The sequence below is a fragment of the Streptomyces sp. NPDC052225 genome, assembly GCF_040679615.1.
Classification (GTDB): Bacteria; Actinomycetota; Actinomycetes; order Streptomycetales; family Streptomycetaceae; genus Streptomyces.
Window position 1 is genome coordinate 45,469 of the sequence record NZ_JBFAVD010000027.1, and the last position, 15,847, is coordinate 61,315.

The window sequence follows — 15,847 nt, forward strand, 5'->3', positions numbered from 1 at the left end:
GGTGATGAAAGGACTCGGCATGGCACACGAGGCGACTCTGGAAGCCGGGCGGCTGTCCGCCATAGCGAAGATCCTGGACCGGGCCGGCGGCCATCTCAGCGCCGCGGTCCACGAGCGCGGCCTGACGCCCGCGCCTCCCGACGACGGTCACGCCGCCGGGATCCAGTCGCTGCTCGAGGTCTCGCGCAGCGCCTCCTACGACGTGACCTGCGCCGTCCGCCACGCGTGCAGCGGCGATCTGTCGCGCGCCCAGGCCCATCTCGAAGCGGCCCGCTCGGCCCCCGACAAGCTCGCCGTCCCCGCCACCGACATGCCCCGCCCCCTGCCCTCCGGGGTGCGCACGGCACTGCAACTCCTGCGCGGCATCTCGGGGTTCTTCAGCGCGGAGACGGAGGACGCCTTCGTGCGCGCCTTGCGCATCGACAGCACGGCGGGCTGACCGGCGCCGGGCCGGGGCGCGGTTCGTATGCTGGGGCGATGATCGCAGGCACCCTCCGCACGGCCGGGACCGCGTGAGCCCCGGCGCCGCGCACGACGTCACCCTGCGCAGACTCCTCGCCTACGACGACGAGGGCATCCTGCGCCTGGTGCTCGCCCCGGCCGGACCGGACGTCGCCGTGCGCGGCCTGGTCATCGGCGACGAGGACGCGGGGCGGCCGTACGACGGACGGATCGTGCTCGTGACGGGGCTGTCGGCCGACTGGGGCGCGGCGGTCCGCGAGGCCGCCCGGCGGGGCGCCGCCGCGGTCGTGGTGCGCTGCACGGAGCACGAACAGCCGCCCGCCGACGTCGTCGCCGCGGCCCAGGAGTCCGGGATCGCCGTGCTGGCCAGGGCCGCCTGGGCGGACTGGTCCGACACGCTCGAACTGCTCCGCTCGGCCACGGCGTTCGCCCGCGCCGGCACCGGACCCGGGCCCGCGGAGGACCTCGCTGACGGCGGCCTCGCCGCGCTCGCCGAGGAGACCGCACGGCACTGCCAGGCCTCGATCACGGTGGAGGACACCCGGTTCCGGGTCCTCGCCCACTCCGACACCAGCCCCGACGCCGACCCGGTGCGCCGCTCGACGATCCTCAGCGGCAAGGTGCCCGACGGGCGCGTGGCCCACCTGCGGCGCAGCGGCCTGCTGCGCGCCCTGTGGGCCTCCCGCGACGTCATCCACCGGGCGGCCGACGGCGACGATCCGGAACGCCTGATCGTCGCCATCCGCAGCGGCGGCGAGATCCTCGGCTCGATCTGGGCGGCGGCCGACGGGCGCAGCTTCGCGCCGGACGCCGCCGAGGCGCTGCGGGCAGCGGCCGATCTCGCCGTCCCGCACCTGCTGCGCGACCGGCTGCGCACGAGCGGCAGCCGGCGCCGCGAGGAGCACGCGCTGCGCGCCCTGCTGCGCGGCGAGGGCGACCTCAACGCCCACGTCTGGTCCTTGGGCCTCGCACCGGAAGAGCCGTGTGTCGTCCTGGTCGTGGAGCGGGACGGCGCGCGCGAAGGCGCCGGTGAACGCAGCCTCCAGACGCTCGCGTTGCAGGCGACGGCCCTCCGTTCGACCGTGCGCGTGCTGCGCGAGAGCGACCGCGTCACGCTGCTGCTGCCCGTCGCCGCCGACGGTGAGCGGGAGGCGCGGTCCCTCGCCCGTGAACTCGACTCCCCGGCCGCCGCACCCGCCGTCTGGATCGGCGCGGGCCACCAGGTCTCTTCGCCGCTGGAGGCGGCCGAGTCCTTCGGGCGGGCCCGGCTCGTCGTGCGCGCCCTGCGGGACCGCGCGGCACGCGCCGCCCGCACGCCCGCGGACGCGGAGCCGGCCCCGCCGGTCCGGTGCGCGGGCCCCGGCGACGTGGCCGAGACCGTGACCGTGCTGAGCGCCCTCGACGCGATCCGGCCGCTGTGGGACCGGCACGGGGGAGCGGTCCAGGACATGGTCCGCGCCGACCTCGCCGCCGGAGGCGACCTCGTCCGCTCGCTCGGCGCCTACTTGGACGCGGGCGGCGACGTCCCGCGCGCCGCACAGCTTCTCGTCCTGCACCCCAACACCCTGCGCTACCGGCTGCGGCGGGTGCGCGAGCGCTTCGGCGTGGACCTGGACGACCCGGACACCCGGCTCGCCGTAATGCTCGCCGTCCGTCTCGCCGAGAGCGCGATCTGACCTGGTTCGTCCGGGTGTTGTGCCTCGCGGACCAATCGGCGTCGCGCTTTTGGCCGGGCCGACGAAGACGCCGCGGCGGCCCCGCGCGCAGGCTCGGTACGTGACCTCGTATGACGATGACGCCCCTGCCGCACCCCGCCCCGCCGCCGACCGCGCCGGCCGCGTGCTGCGCCACGCCCTCGACCACGACCTGCTCGGCACGGCTCAGCCGGTGGCCGGATTCCTCGACACCGAGGGGATCCGGGACACGGTCAGCGCCCTGCACACGGCGTTCGAGCCGGTCCCCGACGTCCTGCACACCTTCGCCGTGAAAGCCTCCTCGCTCGTTCCGGTCCTCCGCCTGCTCACGGGGCTCGGCATGGGCTGCGAGGTGGCCAGCCCGGGGGAGCTGCGGCTCGCCCTCGACGCCGGGTGCGCGCCCTCGCGCATCGTCCTCGACTCACCCGCCAAGACCCGCGAGGAGATCGCCGAAGCCCTCGCCCTCGGCGTCGCCCTCAACGCCGACAACCTCGACGAACTCGACCGGATCGACGCCCTGCGGCCCGCCGGCAGCGCGTCCGTGATCGGGCTGCGCGTCAACCCGCAGGTCGGCGGCGGCTCCATCGGCGCGATGAGCACCGCCACGAAGACCTCCAAGTTCGGCGTCGCGCTGCGCGACGAGGGCGGGCGCGAGCGCGTGCACCAAGCGTTCGCCGAGCGGCCGTGGCTGACCCGGCTGCACGCCCATGTCGGCTCGCAGGGCTGCCCGTTGGAGCTGATCGCCGAGGGCATCGCGGAGACGTACCGGCTCGCCGAGGAGATCAACGCCCGGCTCGGCAGGCGGCAGATCACCAGCCTCGACATCGGCGGGGGCCTGCCCGTCAACTTCGGCGACGACACCGTGCGCCCCACGTACGACGACTACGTCGGTGCCCTGCGCACCGCCGTGCCCGGACTGTTCGACGGGCGCTACGGCCTGGTCACCGAGTTCGGCCGCTCGCTCCTGGCCAAGAACGGGTTCATCGCCGCCCGCGTCGAGTACGCCAAGCGGTCGGGCGGCCGCCGGATCGCCATCACCCACGCCGGGGCGCAGACCGCGACCCGCACCGTCCTCATGCCCGGCTCCTGGCCGCTGCGCGTCGGCGCCTTCGACGCCGACGGACGCCCCAAGACCGGTGCGCCCGAGGTGCAGGACGTCGCCGGACCGTGCTGCTTCGCGGGCGATGTCGTCGCCGAGGCGCGTGAGCTGCCGCCCCTGGACGAGGGGGACTTCGTCGTCCTGTACGACACCGGCGCCTACTACTTCTCCACCCCGTGGGCGTACAACAGCCTGCCCCGCCCGGCAGTTCACGGCTACGCCCTCGACGGCGACACGGTGCGCTGCGCGCCGGTCCGCGACGCGCAGACGCTCGACGAGATCGCCGCGGAGTCCGGCGCCCGGCACGCCGACCGCCTGCTCGGCCTCGTACCGGAACCGGCCGCCGGCTGACGGCTCGTCATCTGCTGTTCAGGGGGCGGTGGTTCGGTCCGGAACGCCGCCTCTACACTCGCGATCATGACCGAGACGACCACGGACACCCGTGCCGCCGACGCCCCGTCCGGCGATCCCGCGCTCTTCGCCACCATGTCCACGATGCGGGCCATGCGCCGGCTGCGCCCCGACCCCGTACCCGACGAACTCCTCGACCAGCTGGTGCAGGCGGCGGTGTGGGGCCCCAGCGGCGGCAACATGCAGCGCTACGAGTACGTGGTCGTCACCGACCGTGCCGTGATGGCCGAACTCGCCCCGCTGTGGCGGCGCTGCGTCGACGCGTACCTGGCCACCACCGGCAAGTACGCGCCGGAGGGCATGGACGAGGCGGCGTACGGGCGGATGGTCGCGGCCATCGAGTACCAGCGCGACCACTTCGCCGACACCCCGGCGCTGATCATCCCCTGCTACCAGTTCCCGCCGCCGCGGATCGAGCCGGAGGGGCTCGCCGCGTCGGCGGCCGCGCTCGGCCCGGAGGCGACCGCCGCGCTGGGGAGCACGCAGGAGCGCTTCATGGCACTGGCGGAAGGGTCCTGCGTGTACCCGGGCGTGCAGAACCTGCTGCTCGCCGCCCGCGGCCTCGGCCTCGCCGCGAACATCACCATCTGGCACCTGATGCTCGAGGACGAGTGGAAGGCGGCGCTCGGCATACCCGCCGACATGCGGACGTTCGCGGCGATCCCGGTCGGCCTGCCGCTCGGCAGGTTCGGTCCGGTGCGCCGCAGGACCGTCGCCGAGGTCGTGCACCGCGACCGCTGGTAGGACGGTTATGCGCGCGACACCGTCATCGCTGTGACGGTGAACCGGCCGCCGCACACCCGCACGTGGCTGTCGCGCAGCGTCAGCGGGTCGTAGGAGCCGGGCGGGTAGATCTTGATCAGGTCGTGCCCCCTCCAGCAACCGGCGTCGCTGACACCCTCGTTGAGGGTGTGCAGCGTGGTGTGCGCGGCCCGGCCGGGCGCGAGCGTGACCGGCGCGCCCTTGCCGCCCTCGCGGGTGGCGGGCGCGCCGACAGTGCTGCCGTCGCGCTGGATCAGGGACACCCCCGGGTAGCCCTTCAGGACGCAGGCGGCGCTGCCCGTGTTCGTCAGCGTCAGGTCGTAGTAGACGCTGCCCGCCGCGCCCTCGCTCCCGGCGACGGCGGGCCTGAGGTGCGCGGCCGTGCACCGGCCGGCCGCCTGCTGTTGAACGGCGTGGCCGACCGGTGAGGCGTGCGGGGCGGCGCTCCGCGAGGGACCGCCGCCGCAGGCGGAGAGCGCCAGGAGGGCGGTCCCCGCGAGGGCCACGGCGGCGGCCGCCGCGGGCCTGCCGCGTCCGCCGCGGGTCCCTGCGGCGTCGACCGTGAACGCTGCGCCGGAATCTGCCGAGTCCGAATCTGTCGAGACTGAATCTGCTGAGACTGACGGCTTCATGTGTCACCGCGTTCCCGCGAACGGACATCCGAATCGCGGCGATGCGTGGCGCACCGCTACCGCACGGCCCGGTGGGCCGCCTCGGCCTCCGAGTCGGCGCCGCCGGTGCGCAGCGTGCCGCCCGCGGTCTCCAGATGGGCGCGGACGAACCACTGGAACTGCTCGAGGTCGCGCAGCTGGCCGATCAGCAGGTCCTGCGTCGCCGGGTCGATCCGCCCGGTCTGCTCGACCGCCTTGCGGTAGTCCTCGATCACGCCCGTGTACACGACGTCGAGCGCTCCGAGGTGGGCGATCGCGTCGGCGCGGCCGACGCTGTAGTCCTCCCACGTCCGCGCGGTCACCAGCGCGCCGGGCGTGCCCACGCTGACCCCGCCGAGCGCCGCGGCCCGCTCCGCCACGTCGTCCGCCATGGCGCGGACCTTGTCGACCTGCGGGTCGATCATCTCGTGCACGGCGATGAAGTGCGGTCCCACGACGTTCCAGTGGATGTGCTTCAGCGTCAGATGCAGGTCGTTGAGCGTGTGGAGGCGCATCTGGAGGATGTCGATCAGCTCTCCGGCCTGCTCCACGGTGAGGCCGGGGACGGTGTACTTCGGGGTGCTCTGCAGCGGCATGCTCTCTGTCTCCCTTCGGCGGCTTCGACGGTTCCTTCCGGCCGTCAGTCGTGCAGCCGCGCGCGCAGCAGGGCCTTGCCGAGCTCGGCGCCCTTGCGGCTGTCGGCCTGCGCCTTGCGGAACAGTTCGGCGAGCTCGGTGTCCTTCTCGCGCTCCGCGTCCTGGATGCAGGTGCCCAGGCGCAGCGTGTTGCTGAGACACGACTCGACGAACCAGACCAGGTTGTAGTCCTTGTCCAGCGTGCCGGTGACCTCACCGGTCTCGGTCGTGTGCGTCATCGTGGACCTCCTCGGTGTTGTGGCCCGCGGGATCCTTCGGCCCGGAACCCGGGGCGGCGGTCAGGTACCCGCCGCCCGCGGAGTCACACGTCAGGCCAGCTTCTTCAGGAGCTCGGCGGCGAGCGGCGCGGAGGAGGCCGGGTTCTGGCCGGTGATCAGATTGCGGTCGACGACGACGTGCGGCGCCCACGGCTCGGCCGGCTTCACCCGCACGCCGGCCTCGGTGAGCCGGTCCTGGAGCAGCCACTTCGCCTTGTCGGCGAGGCCGCCCTGGATCTCCTCCTCGTTGGTGAACGCGGCCACGTCGTAGCCCTTGAAGGAGTTGGTGCCGTCGGCGCCGGTGGCGGCGAGCAGCGCGGCCGGGCCGTGGCAGACCACGCCGAGCGGCTTGCCGGACTCCAGCGCCAGGGTGAGCAGGCGACCGGACGTCTCGTCGACGGCGAGGTCCTCCATGGGCCCGTGGCCGCCGGGGTAGAAGACGGCCGCGTAGTCACCGAGGTCGACGTCCGTCAGCTTCAGCGGCGACTGCAACTCGGTGAAGGAGTCGAGGGCGGCGGCGACCTTGTCGGCGCCTTCCTGGCCGCCGTTGAACTGCGGTGCGAGGCTGCCCCGGTCGACGGTCGGTACGACACCGCCGGGGGTGGCGACGACGACCTCGTGCCCGGCGGCCTTGAAGGCCTCGTACGGGGCGACGGCCTCCTCGGCCCAGAAGCCGGTGGGGTGCTCGGTGCCGTCGGCGAGCGTCCAGTGGTCGGCGCCGGTGAGAACGAAAAGGATCTTCGACATGGTGAGTGCTCTCTTCGAGGGGGACGGCCGGAGTACGGCGATGGCCTCGACCGTAGGACGACGCACCCATAGGAATCCAATAGGCTCGGCCATGTGAGAGATAGGCAACCCAATGGGACCTCGGGAAGAGGCGCACCGCACGGGGGCGCGGGCGGCGGCCCGCCCGATCTGAACCTGCTGCGCACGTTCCTCGCCGTGTACCGCTCCGGTGCCTTCACCGCGGGCGCCCGCATGCTCGGTCTGTCGCAGCCCACGGTCACCACCCAGATCCGCGCCCTGGAGGGGCAGTTGGGCCGGGACCTGTTCGAGCGGCTGCCGCGCGGTGTCGCCCCGACCCCGTTCGCCGACGAGCTGGCCGCCCGGATCGTGGAGCCGATGGACGCCCTCGGCGCCGTCAGCGGCCCCGGCGGCCTGCTCGGCGAGGGCGAGGCCGACCCCGTCCACCTGGCGGGCCCCGCCGAGTACCTCGCGCACCGCGTCCTGCCGACGCTCGCCCCGCTCCTCGACCGTGGCGTACGGCTGCGCATCGTCTGCGGGCTCACCGATCCGCTGCTCGACGCGCTGCGCGCCGGACGCCACGACCTGGTCGTCGCGACGGCCCGGCCGCGCGGCGGCACCCTTGCCGCGGTCCCGCTGGAGGACGAGGAGTTCGTGCTCGTCGCCGCGCCCGTGTGGGCCGACCGGATCGGCGCGCGGGTCGCCACGGAGGGTGCCGCCGCGCTGCACGGCGTCCCCCTCGTCGCGTACGCGGAGGACCTGCCGATCGTCCGCCGCTACTGGCGTCATGTCTTCGGCACCCGGCTGACCTGCACCCCCGCCGTCACGGTGCCCGATCTGCGCGCCGTGCGGCGGGCCGTCGAGGGCGGCTGCGGCTTCAGCGTGCTGCCCCGCTACCTGTGCGAGGACGCGCTGGCCGCGGGCAGCCTGGTCCTCCTCAATGACCCGGACGACGCCCCGATCAACACCGGGTTCCTCGTGCAGCGCCCGGGATCGTCGGCCAACCCGCACGTCACCCTCGTACGCGACCATCTGATCCGGGCAGCGCGATCCGCTTGAACCACTCGGTGCACGCCTCTTGTTACCGACCAGTCGGCACCGGTACAAACCAGTACCGGTCCACACCGGTGTGGACCGTGAAGTTCCATGTCGGGAAGGGACGTTCCCCGTGCCAGAGCCCCACGTACCTACAGGCGCAAGACCCGCCCGCCGGGCCCGCGGCGCCGCCCTCGCGCTGTCCGCCGCCCTCGTCCTCCCGCTCGCCCTCGCGGCGGGGTCCGGGAGCGCCGCAGCCGCGCCGGGCGGGCACCACGACGGCCGTACGGCACCGCACCGGCACCCGCACCTGAACACGCACAAGTACGTGGCCCTCGGCGACTCGTACGCCGCGGGCATCGGCATCCCCGACAACGTGGGGATGCCCGCGGGCTGCGGCCGCTCGAACCACAACTACGCGTCGCTCACCGCGAAGGGGATCGGCTTCGCCCGGTTCACCGACGTCACCTGCGGCGGCGCGAAGACCGTGGACATGACGCAGCCGCAGACGGTGACGGGCGGGGTCAACCCGGCGCAGCTGAACGCCGTCACCGCCGACACCTCCGTGGTGACGCTGCAGATCGGCGGCAACGACATCGGCTTCGGCGAGATCATCGGCACGTGCGCGTCGGTCAGCGCGTCCGACCCGTTCGGCGACCCCTGCCACAAGCTGTACACGGCAGGCGGCACCGACCAGCTCGCCGGCCGCATCGACGCCACCGCCGCCAAGGTGGCGTCCGTCGTGCGCGGCATCCGGTGGCGGGCGCCGCACGCGCGGATCCTCGTCCTCGGCTACCCGGCGATCCTGCCGGACAGCGGCGTCGGCTGCTTCCCCACCGTGCCCGTCGCGATGGGCGACGCACCGTATCTGCGCGACACGCAGAAGCGGCTCAACGCGATGATCGCCGCCCAGGCGGGCAGGAACGGCGCGCGGTACGTGGACGTGTACGGGCCGAGCGTCGGGCACGACGCCTGTCAGCCCACGGGGCGCTGGGTCGAGGGTGTGAACCCCTCAACTCCCTTCCACCCCAACGCCGTCGGGCATGAAGGGATGGCGGCCGCCGTCGCCGCGGCGCTCCCACCGCGGTGACCTGTCGCGGTCCACGAGGGCCGCTCGCACGCCTTCGGCGAAGTCGTGCGAGCGGCTCACCTCGCAGGCCAGCTCCAGTTCGTGCGCCAGGCACTCGGTCAGCGACAACTCGGCGCCCGTGCGCAGGAGTTCGTCCGTGACGGCCAGGCTCATGGGGGAGACCTCGCGCAGGGTGCGCAGGGTCTCCCGGGCCCAGGCGCTGTCCTCGGCGAGCAGCCGCGCCGCGACCTCGTCGAGGCTTCCGGGGGCGAAGCAGCGGTCGATCGCCTCGTACAGGCCGGTGAGCTCCGAGTGGCCCGCGGGCCGCGGCTCCGGCACCGCCCCGGCGAGCAATTCTTCGACGAGTACGGGCAGTTCGGTGGCGGCGACGTAATGCGTGGCAAGGCCGCACTCGACCGCCGCCGCCCCGGAGATCCGCGCCCCCGTCAGGCCCAGGTAGCGGCCGACGGCGCCGGGCAGCCGCGGCAGGAAGAAGCTCGCGCCGATGTCGGGGAAGAAACCGATCGACGTCTCCGGCATGGACAGCGTCGCCCGGTCGCTGACCACCCGCGCGGAGCCGTGCACGGAGATGCCCAGCCCGCCGCCCATCGCGTAGCCGTCGATGACCGCGGTGTACGGCTTCGGGTACGCGGCGATCAGGGCGTTGAGCGCGTACTCCGCGGCGAAGTACCCCCGTACCGCCGCGTCGTCCCCGGCCAGCGCCGCCGCGCGCACCGCCCGGATGTCGCCGCCCGCGCAGAACGCCTTCGGTGACGAGCTGCGCACGACGACCGAGCGCACGGCCGGGTCGTCCCGCCACCCTTCGAGGGCCCGCGTCAGGAGCTCGACCATGGTCAGGTCGAGGGCGTTGAGCGCCGACGGCCGGTCCAGGACCAGGTCGCCCACGCCCGCGGCCGTCACCGACGCGCGGACCGGGGGAGGAACGGGGGTGGACACGGGCAGCCTCCGAAGTGCGGCGGGATCAAGATCGCCCCGCCAGGGTAGGCGGGCGGCCCGCCCGGGGGCGAACGAGGGCTCCGTCAGCCACCCGTGAGGACCCCGACCGGTCCGCCCAGCGCCTCGAACTCCGCGTCGAAGACGTCGGAGTCGGCCGGCGGATCCCCGGCCGGGCTCCGCACGTACGCGGTGCGCAGGTCCTGCGCCTGCGCGGCACGCAGGTCCCAGGGGAGCCGCGGCGCTGATCTCCGTACGCCGTCGCCGGGTTCGTCGACGAGCGTGCCGAGGACGTCGAAGACGACCGCCTCGATGTCGTGGAGCTCCGCCATGGTCCCTCTCCCGTCACGCCCGTCCCGGTGTCACCTGTCGACTACGGGCTCTCAGGCCAGCGGCTCGTGATTGGCCCAGACCACCTGATACGGGTGGCGGGACTGCCAGTGCGTGATGACGTCCTCGAGGCCGGGCACCGCGTACGCGGCGTCGAGGGCGTCGCGGTCGGCGACGCCGATCTGCACGATCGCCGTGGCGACGAACACCGGGCTGTGCTCGTCGGCGGGCACGCGGATGTGGCGGTTCGCCGCGAAGGTCTCCACGCTGCCGGAGGCGCGCATCACCTTTTCGATGTCCTTGAGGAATTGGTCCACGTCGGAGTCGGGGGTGTTGTCGGGGAACGAGACGATCATCGTGTGCTGAATCCTGCTGTTCGTGTTGTTCATGTCGTCCATGGAACGCCCGGCCTCGACGCCCTGTCCAAGACCTTCTCGTTCTCCAGCGATAACCTGGAGGCATGGCTGATCTGGAGACGCGCGAGATCGAGTACTTCGTCACGGTCGCCGACGAGCTGCACTTCGGCCGGGCCGCCGCGCGCCTGGCCATCGCCCAGCCCGCCCTGTCGAAGGCGATCCGCCGGATCGAGTCCCGGCTCGGTGTCCGGCTGCTTGAGCGCACCAGCCGGCACGTCGCGCTGACCCCGGCCGGCGAGGCGCTCCTTGAGCACGGCCGGTACGCGCTCGGCGCGGTGCGGGCTGCCGCCGAGAGCGCCCGCAGGGCCGGTGACACCCGGGCCGGGCTGCGTCTTGTGATCAAGCCGGGTGGCGACGCCGACCTGCTGTCCGGGATCCTCGCCGCGTACGGGCGGCAGCCCGACGCGCGCAGCGTCGACGTCCTGTTCGGCGGCGCCACCGACCGCGCCGACCACCTCCGTGACGGCCGCGCCGACGTGGCCCTGCTCTACGCCCCGTTCGACGATCTGACCGGTCTCGACCACGAGACCCTGCACGTCGAGGGGCGCGTCGCGGTCCTGCCGCCGGGCCACCGGCTCGCGGGCCGTGCCGAGGTGCGCCTCGCGGATCTGGAGCACGAGGTGCAGCCGCACTGGACCGGCGTACCGGACAGCGGCAGCGGCCCCGAGGTCGCCGACGTGGGCCAGTTGAACCAGCTCGTCATGATCGGCCGGACGATCGCGGTCCTCCCGCGCTCCCTCGTCCAGCCGGAGCATCCCGGCCTCGTCTACAAGCCGGTGGTCGACGCGCCGCCCAGCCGCATCGTCCTGGCCTGGTCCGCACGGGACCGCCGCCCGCTCGTCGCCCGGTTCGTCGCGGCGGCGCTGTCCGCGCACGACGAGCGGCCCGGTCACTCGCCGAGGTCGAACCCCGTGACGGCGCGGGCGTAGGAACGCAGCGCCCTGATCACCTCGGCGCGCGAGCGCCGGCCGGCGAGGACCTCCATCTGGTAGCCGTCCTCCATGGCGACGAAGTTGGCGGCAAGGAGCCGCGGCGGATCCTGAAGCGTGAAGTGCCCCTGCGCCTGTCCCAGCACCAGGACGCCCGAGTACACCGCGATCTGACGCTCCGTCAAAGAGCTGTCGAGGGCTGCCGCTTTGGGGTCGCGCAGGCAGCGCGGCCAGTACTCGAAGAGGAGCCGCGTCAGCGCGTCGTCGGGGCCCTGCGCGACCCCGTGCTCGATACAGGCCCGCAGTCGGCCGGGCGCGTCGGAGAACCGCTCCGACGCCTCCTCGCGCCCCTGGCTGTACCGCTCGATGGCCTGCTGGTACGTCTCGTAGACCAGGCCGTCGAGGTCCCCGTAGTAGAGCACCGCGGCGGGCGTGACCCCGGCTTCCTCGGCGACGTCGCGCAGGCGCAGGCCCTCCAGGCCCCGCGCGAGGAGCGCGCGCTGGACGGCCGCGCCCAGCTCGGCCCGGCGGGCCTCCTTGTCCTTGCCTTTCCGTGCTGCCACGTCACCCTCCCGTACGCCCATGTGTTGACGCGAGTTTAACAAAGGTCATCGCAGCTATTGACGCGATCCCAACGGGTCTCTTAAATCTGCGTTTAACAAAACTTCGGCTGTCAGGAGCCCTCGTGAGGACCGAAAGAAGCCCAAGGGCCGAGAGAGGCCCAAGGGCCGAAAGAACCGCAAGGAGCGCCGGTCCCGGCCGGGAGGATCCGACCGGGACCGCAACGCCCGCCGGTACGTCCGGCAAAGGCCTGCGCGACGGATCCGTGGGGCTGCTCGGCGCGGTCGCGCTCGGCCTGTCGTCCGTCGCCCCGGCGTACAGCATCGCCGTCACCCTCGGCTTCGTGACCCTGGTCGTCGGGCACCTCGCTCCGGCGGCCCTGCTGCTCGGCTTCGTGCCGATCCTGCTGACCGCCTTCGCGTTCCGTGAGCTCAACCGGGAGATGCCCGACTGCGGGACCACGTTCGTGTGGACCACCCGCGCCTTCGGGTCGCACGCGGGCTGGCTGGCCGGCGGCTGGGTCCCGCAGATCGCCACGCTGATTGCGATGGCGGCCCTGTCGCAGGTGGGCGCCGGCTACCTCCTCGATCTGCTCGGGCTGCACGGCCTCGCCGCGGACGGCACCGCCGTCGCCGCCACGGCGGTGCTGCTCCTCGCCGTCGTCACGGCGATCGCGTACCGCGGCGTGCAGATGGCGGCCTCGGTCCAATACGTCCTGATGGGGCTCCAGTTGGTCGCCCTGCTCGGCTTCGGGGTCGTCGCCCTCGCCCGCGACGGCGCCGCCGCGCCCTCGCTCGCCTGGCTCGACCCGACGGCCTTCGACGGGTTCGGCGCGTTCGCCGAGGCGGTCCTGCTGTGCCTGTTCATCTACTGGGGCTGGGACGCCCTGATCACCGTCAACGAGGAGACCCGCGACAGCGACCGCATCCCCGGCCGCGCCGCACTCATCTCGACCTTCGTGCTCCTCGGCACGTATCTCTTCACCGGCTTCGCCGCGATCGGCTTCGCCGGAACCGGCGCCACCGGCCTCGGCCTCGGCAACCCGGACAACGCGGCGGACGTCCTGTCGACCCTCGCCACCCCCGTCCTCGGCACCGCCCTCGCCAAGGTCGTGCAGCTCGCCGTCTGCGTCTCCGCCGTCTCCGCCCTGCTCACCTGCGTGCTCGGCAGCTCCCGCAGCACCCTGTCGATGGGCGTGCACGGCGCCCTGCCGCGCGCCTTCACCCGCATCCACCCACGCCACCGCACCCCGGTCTTCGGCACGCTCTTCTACGGCGTGGCCGCGTCCGCCCTGCTCGTCCTGCTCACCGCCGCGTCGGCCGACTTCCTCGGCGACGCGATCCTCTCCATCGGCCTGCTCATCGCCTGCTACTACGGCGTCACCGCGCTGGCCTGCGTCTGGCACTTCCGCCGCCAACTGCGCACATCTGTGAGGGACTTGTTCCTCAAGGGCGTGCTCCCGCTGCTCGGCGGCGTGATGATGCTGGCCGCCTTCGCGCGCAGCGCCCACGACATGTACGACCCCGCGTACGGCAGCACCTCCTTCCACGGCGTCGGCGGGGTCTTCCTGCTCGGCGTCGGCTCCCTCGCGGTGGGCGCCCTGGCGCTGCTCACTGTCCGCACCCGCTACCGCCGCTTCTTCGCCGAGGGCCGCACCGCCGTCGTCGAACGCACCGTCACCGAGGACTGACCACCACTCATGCGCACACTCGCCATCGCCGCCCTGCAGACCGCCCCCGTCCCCCACGACCCGGAAGCGAGCTGGGAGCGCTTCGCCGGGCAGGTCCGCTCCGTACGCGACCTCTTCCCGCACGTCCAACTCGTCGTCGTGCCCGAGCTGTTGCTCGCCGCCGAAGGTCCCCTCCTCGGTCGCGGCCCCGCCGACTGGATGGAGCAGGTCGCCGTCCCGGTCCCCGGCCCGCTCACCGACCGGCTCGGCGCCCTCGCCCGGGAGACGGGCCTGTGGCTCGTCCCCGGCAGTGTCTTCGAGCGCGCCGAGGACGGCCGCACCGTCCACAACACCGCCCTCGCGATCTCACCGCAGGGCGAGATCGCGGCCCGCTATCGCAAGGTCTTCCCCTGGCAGCCCTACGAACAGGCCGCCCCCGGGCGGGAGTTCGTCGTCTTCGACATCCCCGACGTCGGCCGCGTGGGCCTCGCCATCTGCTACGACGGCTCGTTCCCCGAGACGGCCCGCCAGCTGGCCTGGCTCGGCGCCGAAGTCATCCTCCAGCCCACCCTGACCACCACCCGTGACCGCGAGATGGAACTCGTCATGGCCCGCGCCAACGCGTGGACCAACCAGCTCTACGTCGTCAACGTCAACGCCGCGGACCCCTGCGGCGTCGGCGCCAGCGCGATCGTCGACCCCGAGGGCACCGTCCGCCAGCAGGCCGGATCCGGCGAGGAGGTCCTCGTCGACGTCCTCGACCTCGACGCCGTCACCCGCGTCCGCCGCTACGGCTCCGCCGGCATCAACCGCCCCTGGGCCCAGCTCGCCCGCTACGGTCAGGACATCGAACTCCCGCTGTACGGAGGGTCGTTCGCGCCGCCGGCCTGGGCCGCGGAGGTCAGCCCCGGCGCTTGAGCCGCACCACGACCGGGGCGTTGAACGGGTCGCCGGACTGGTTCACCTGGACGTGGCCCGCGCCCAGCCACTCGTCGGTGCCCGGGACCCGGTGGATCTCCGTCAGCCACAGGGACTGGTTCGACCCCTTGCGGGCCCCGGTCGACAGCGGCAGGCGATGACGCGTGATCTTCACGCAGCGCCCGTCGTCCGTCAGATACCAATTGCCGTCCAGGAACAGGCCGTCCGCGTCCTGGCCGACCGGGGTCCGCAGGGCGCACTGCCCCGGCGCGGGCTCCTGGTCGGCCCACCGGGTGCCGTCCCAGCGCAGCCGGATGTGCTCGTCGGAGGGCTCGGGCTCGACCTCGCCGTGGTTGAAGGAGTTGATGCCGTACGCGCGCACCTCGCCACCGTCCAGGGCGACGACCTGCCCGAGCCCGGCGCTCGGCTCCGGCGGAACCGGCTTCTCGAAGCGGGCGGTCGGTGCCTCGACGGACGCCCAGGCCGAGCCGTCCCAGTGCGTCGACGCGGGCTGCGCGTACCGCTCGCCGTACCCCAGCTCCGTACCGGGCCCCGTCGACCGGCTGCCCACGGCCCAGACGTCGTCCGGCCCGACCACCGCCAAGTCGGACGCCGGGTAGGGGAGTTGGTACGAGGTCCAGCGCGCACCGTCCCAGTGCCGTGCGGTCTGCTCCGCGGTGAGCGCCCAGATGTCGTCCGGCGCGGTGGCCTCGAGGTCCCCGGCCGTGTCCGGCGGGGGATCCGGCACCGCGGACCACCGGCTGCCGTCCCACTGCGCCCACGCCCGCGGGCCGCCGCCCGCCTGCGCCGCCCTCGGCCGCAGCCACAGCGCCCTGTCGCCGATCTCCTCGAACTCCGGCGGATGGTCGGTCGCGCCGAGAGCGTCGGGCAACTCCTCCCGCCGCCACCGCGCGCCGTCGAAGTGCAGCAGATAGGGGTCGGCGCCCTGGACACTGTTCTCGTTCGCGACCGCCCACACGTCGTCCTCGGCCAGCACGGCGAGGTCGGAGATCTCCCCGTGGAAGTCGGCGATGTGCGCGAAATCCCAGCTCAGTGCGGATCCCGGGGCCTTCGGCGACGAGGCCGTGCCGCCGGCACGCGGCTGCGGCCCGGAGCCCGACCCGCACCCCGCGAGCGTGAGCACGGCGGCCAGCGCGACGGCTCCTGCCGCGCCCCGGGTCCGTGTCCCCGTGGTCCTGTACATGATCAACCCCCTCGACGCCCGGCAGCG

General features: G+C 73.4%; 17 protein-coding genes and 1 pseudogene. 9 read left to right on the forward strand and 9 right to left on the reverse strand.

All coding sequences use genetic code 11. The annotated features are described in order from the left end of the window. Positions 1 to 19: 19 nt before the first annotated feature. From AB0L37_RS31060 to AB0L37_RS31075, 4 genes are all read left to right on the forward strand, one after another. Positions 20 to 439 carry a hypothetical protein gene (locus tag AB0L37_RS31060; RefSeq protein ID WP_365512809.1) on the forward strand — a complete coding sequence of 140 codons (420 nt, stop codon included), beginning with the start codon at positions 20 to 22 and terminating at the stop codon, positions 437 to 439. Between the two features lie 73 nt (positions 440 to 512). Further along, positions 513 to 2,138 carry a helix-turn-helix domain-containing protein gene (locus AB0L37_RS31065; RefSeq protein WP_365512812.1) on the forward strand — a complete coding sequence of 542 codons (1,626 nt, stop codon included), beginning with the start codon at positions 513 to 515 and terminating at the stop codon, positions 2,136 to 2,138. 100 nt (positions 2,139 to 2,238) lie between these two features. Then, positions 2,239 to 3,606 carry a diaminopimelate decarboxylase gene (locus AB0L37_RS31070; protein ID WP_365512815.1) on the forward strand — a complete coding sequence of 456 codons (1,368 nt, stop codon included), beginning with the start codon at positions 2,239 to 2,241 and terminating at the stop codon, positions 3,604 to 3,606. A 66-nt stretch (positions 3,607 to 3,672) separates the two neighbouring features. Next, a complete protein-coding gene (locus tag AB0L37_RS31075) occupies positions 3,673 to 4,410 on the forward strand; it encodes a nitroreductase family protein (RefSeq protein WP_365512818.1) in 738 nt (245 codons plus the stop codon). 5 nt (positions 4,411 to 4,415) lie between these two features. Here AB0L37_RS31075 and AB0L37_RS31080 read toward each other — a convergent pair whose 3' ends face one another. From AB0L37_RS31080 to AB0L37_RS31095, 4 genes are all read right to left on the reverse strand, one after another. Continuing rightward, on the reverse strand, positions 4,416 to 4,934 hold the full coding sequence (locus AB0L37_RS31080; protein WP_365512821.1) for a DUF4232 domain-containing protein: 519 nt from the start codon (positions 4,932 to 4,934) through the stop codon (positions 4,416 to 4,418). A 182-nt stretch (positions 4,935 to 5,116) separates the two neighbouring features. Next, the gene (locus AB0L37_RS31085) at positions 5,117 to 5,674 is read right to left on the reverse strand and encodes a DNA starvation/stationary phase protection protein (protein WP_365512824.1); all 558 of its coding nucleotides are present in this window, start codon (positions 5,672 to 5,674) and stop codon (positions 5,117 to 5,119) included. A 44-nt stretch (positions 5,675 to 5,718) separates the two neighbouring features. Then, positions 5,719 to 5,952: a hypothetical protein gene (locus AB0L37_RS31090; RefSeq protein ID WP_365512826.1), complete on the reverse strand. Its 234-nt coding sequence runs from the start codon at positions 5,950 to 5,952 to the stop codon at positions 5,719 to 5,721. Positions 5,953 to 6,042: 90 nt separating this feature from the next. Then, positions 6,043 to 6,738: a type 1 glutamine amidotransferase domain-containing protein gene (locus AB0L37_RS31095; RefSeq protein WP_365512828.1), complete on the reverse strand. Its 696-nt coding sequence runs from the start codon at positions 6,736 to 6,738 to the stop codon at positions 6,043 to 6,045. A gap of 93 nt (positions 6,739 to 6,831) precedes the next feature. Between AB0L37_RS31095 and AB0L37_RS31100 the strand changes: the two genes are divergently transcribed. Further along, the gene (locus tag AB0L37_RS31100) at positions 6,832 to 7,794 is read left to right on the forward strand and encodes a LysR family transcriptional regulator (protein ID WP_365512831.1); all 963 of its coding nucleotides are present in this window, start codon (positions 6,832 to 6,834) and stop codon (positions 7,792 to 7,794) included. A gap of 109 nt (positions 7,795 to 7,903) precedes the next feature. Continuing rightward, positions 7,904 to 8,860, forward strand: a complete 957-nt coding sequence (locus AB0L37_RS31105) for an SGNH/GDSL hydrolase family protein (protein WP_365512833.1) — start codon at positions 7,904 to 7,906, stop codon at positions 8,858 to 8,860. Here AB0L37_RS31105 and AB0L37_RS31110 read toward each other — a convergent pair. The 3 genes and pseudogenes from AB0L37_RS31110 to AB0L37_RS31120 form a co-directional block, all read right to left on the reverse strand. Then, on the reverse strand, positions 8,783 to 9,796 hold the full coding sequence (locus tag AB0L37_RS31110; protein WP_365512836.1) for an enoyl-CoA hydratase/isomerase family protein: 1,014 nt from the start codon (positions 9,794 to 9,796) through the stop codon (positions 8,783 to 8,785). The genes AB0L37_RS31105 and AB0L37_RS31110 overlap by 78 nt on opposite strands. A gap of 83 nt (positions 9,797 to 9,879) precedes the next feature. Then, a pseudogene (locus AB0L37_RS31115) lies at positions 9,880 to 10,023 on the reverse strand (haloacid dehalogenase type II); the annotation flags it as partial. A 153-nt stretch (positions 10,024 to 10,176) separates the two neighbouring features. Continuing rightward, a complete protein-coding gene (locus AB0L37_RS31120; RefSeq protein ID WP_365512839.1) occupies positions 10,177 to 10,512 on the reverse strand; it encodes a hypothetical protein in 336 nt (111 codons plus the stop codon). Between the two features lie 71 nt (positions 10,513 to 10,583). On the opposite strand from AB0L37_RS31120, the gene AB0L37_RS31125 reads away from it, so the two are divergent. Next, complete coding sequence (locus tag AB0L37_RS31125) at positions 10,584 to 11,468, forward strand: LysR family transcriptional regulator (protein ID WP_365512842.1); 885 nt, start codon at positions 10,584 to 10,586, stop codon at positions 11,466 to 11,468. On the opposite strand, the gene AB0L37_RS31130 is transcribed toward AB0L37_RS31125, so the two are convergent. After that, positions 11,429 to 12,031, reverse strand: coding sequence for a TetR/AcrR family transcriptional regulator (locus AB0L37_RS31130; RefSeq protein WP_365512845.1), 603 nt, complete (start codon positions 12,029 to 12,031; stop codon positions 11,429 to 11,431). The two genes, AB0L37_RS31125 and AB0L37_RS31130, sit on opposite strands and share 40 nt — an antisense overlap. A 263-nt stretch (positions 12,032 to 12,294) precedes the next feature. Here AB0L37_RS31130 and AB0L37_RS31135 point away from each other — a divergent pair, with 263 nt between their 5' ends. Together AB0L37_RS31135 and AB0L37_RS31140 are read left to right on the forward strand one after the other, a co-directional pair. Further along, positions 12,295 to 13,719: an APC family permease gene (locus tag AB0L37_RS31135; RefSeq protein ID WP_365512847.1), complete on the forward strand. Its 1,425-nt coding sequence runs from the start codon at positions 12,295 to 12,297 to the stop codon at positions 13,717 to 13,719. Between the two features lie 9 nt (positions 13,720 to 13,728). After that, a complete protein-coding gene (locus AB0L37_RS31140) occupies positions 13,729 to 14,616 on the forward strand; it encodes a carbon-nitrogen hydrolase family protein (RefSeq protein WP_365512849.1) in 888 nt (295 codons plus the stop codon). Here AB0L37_RS31140 and AB0L37_RS31145 read toward each other — a convergent pair. Beyond that, the gene (locus tag AB0L37_RS31145) at positions 14,600 to 15,820 is read right to left on the reverse strand and encodes a hypothetical protein (protein ID WP_365512852.1); all 1,221 of its coding nucleotides are present in this window, start codon (positions 15,818 to 15,820) and stop codon (positions 14,600 to 14,602) included. The two genes, AB0L37_RS31140 and AB0L37_RS31145, sit on opposite strands and share 17 nt — an antisense overlap. Positions 15,821 to 15,847 lie beyond the last annotated feature (27 nt).

Excerpts from the sequence above, each read along its gene's own strand:
- AB0L37_RS31140 (WP_365512849.1), top strand. The coding sequence starts at position 13,729 with ATGCGCACACTCGCCATCGCCGCCCTGCAGACCGCCCCCGTCCCCCAC.
- AB0L37_RS31125 (WP_365512842.1), top strand. The coding sequence starts at position 10,584 with ATGGCTGATCTGGAGACGCGCGAGATCGAGTACTTCGTCACGGTCGCC.
- AB0L37_RS31085 (WP_365512824.1), bottom strand. The coding sequence starts at position 5,674 with ATGCCGCTGCAGAGCACCCCGAAGTACACCGTCCCCGGCCTCACCGTG.
- AB0L37_RS31090 (WP_365512826.1), bottom strand. The coding sequence starts at position 5,952 with ATGACGCACACGACCGAGACCGGTGAGGTCACCGGCACGCTGGACAAG.
- AB0L37_RS31145 (WP_365512852.1), bottom strand. The coding sequence starts at position 15,820 with ATGTACAGGACCACGGGGACACGGACCCGGGGCGCGGCAGGAGCCGTC.
- AB0L37_RS31095 (WP_365512828.1), bottom strand. The coding sequence starts at position 6,738 with ATGTCGAAGATCCTTTTCGTTCTCACCGGCGCCGACCACTGGACGCTC.
- AB0L37_RS31120 (WP_365512839.1), bottom strand. The coding sequence starts at position 10,512 with ATGAACAACACGAACAGCAGGATTCAGCACACGATGATCGTCTCGTTC.
- AB0L37_RS31075 (WP_365512818.1), top strand. The coding sequence starts at position 3,673 with ATGACCGAGACGACCACGGACACCCGTGCCGCCGACGCCCCGTCCGGC.
- AB0L37_RS31060 (WP_365512809.1), top strand. The coding sequence starts at position 20 with ATGGCACACGAGGCGACTCTGGAAGCCGGGCGGCTGTCCGCCATAGCG.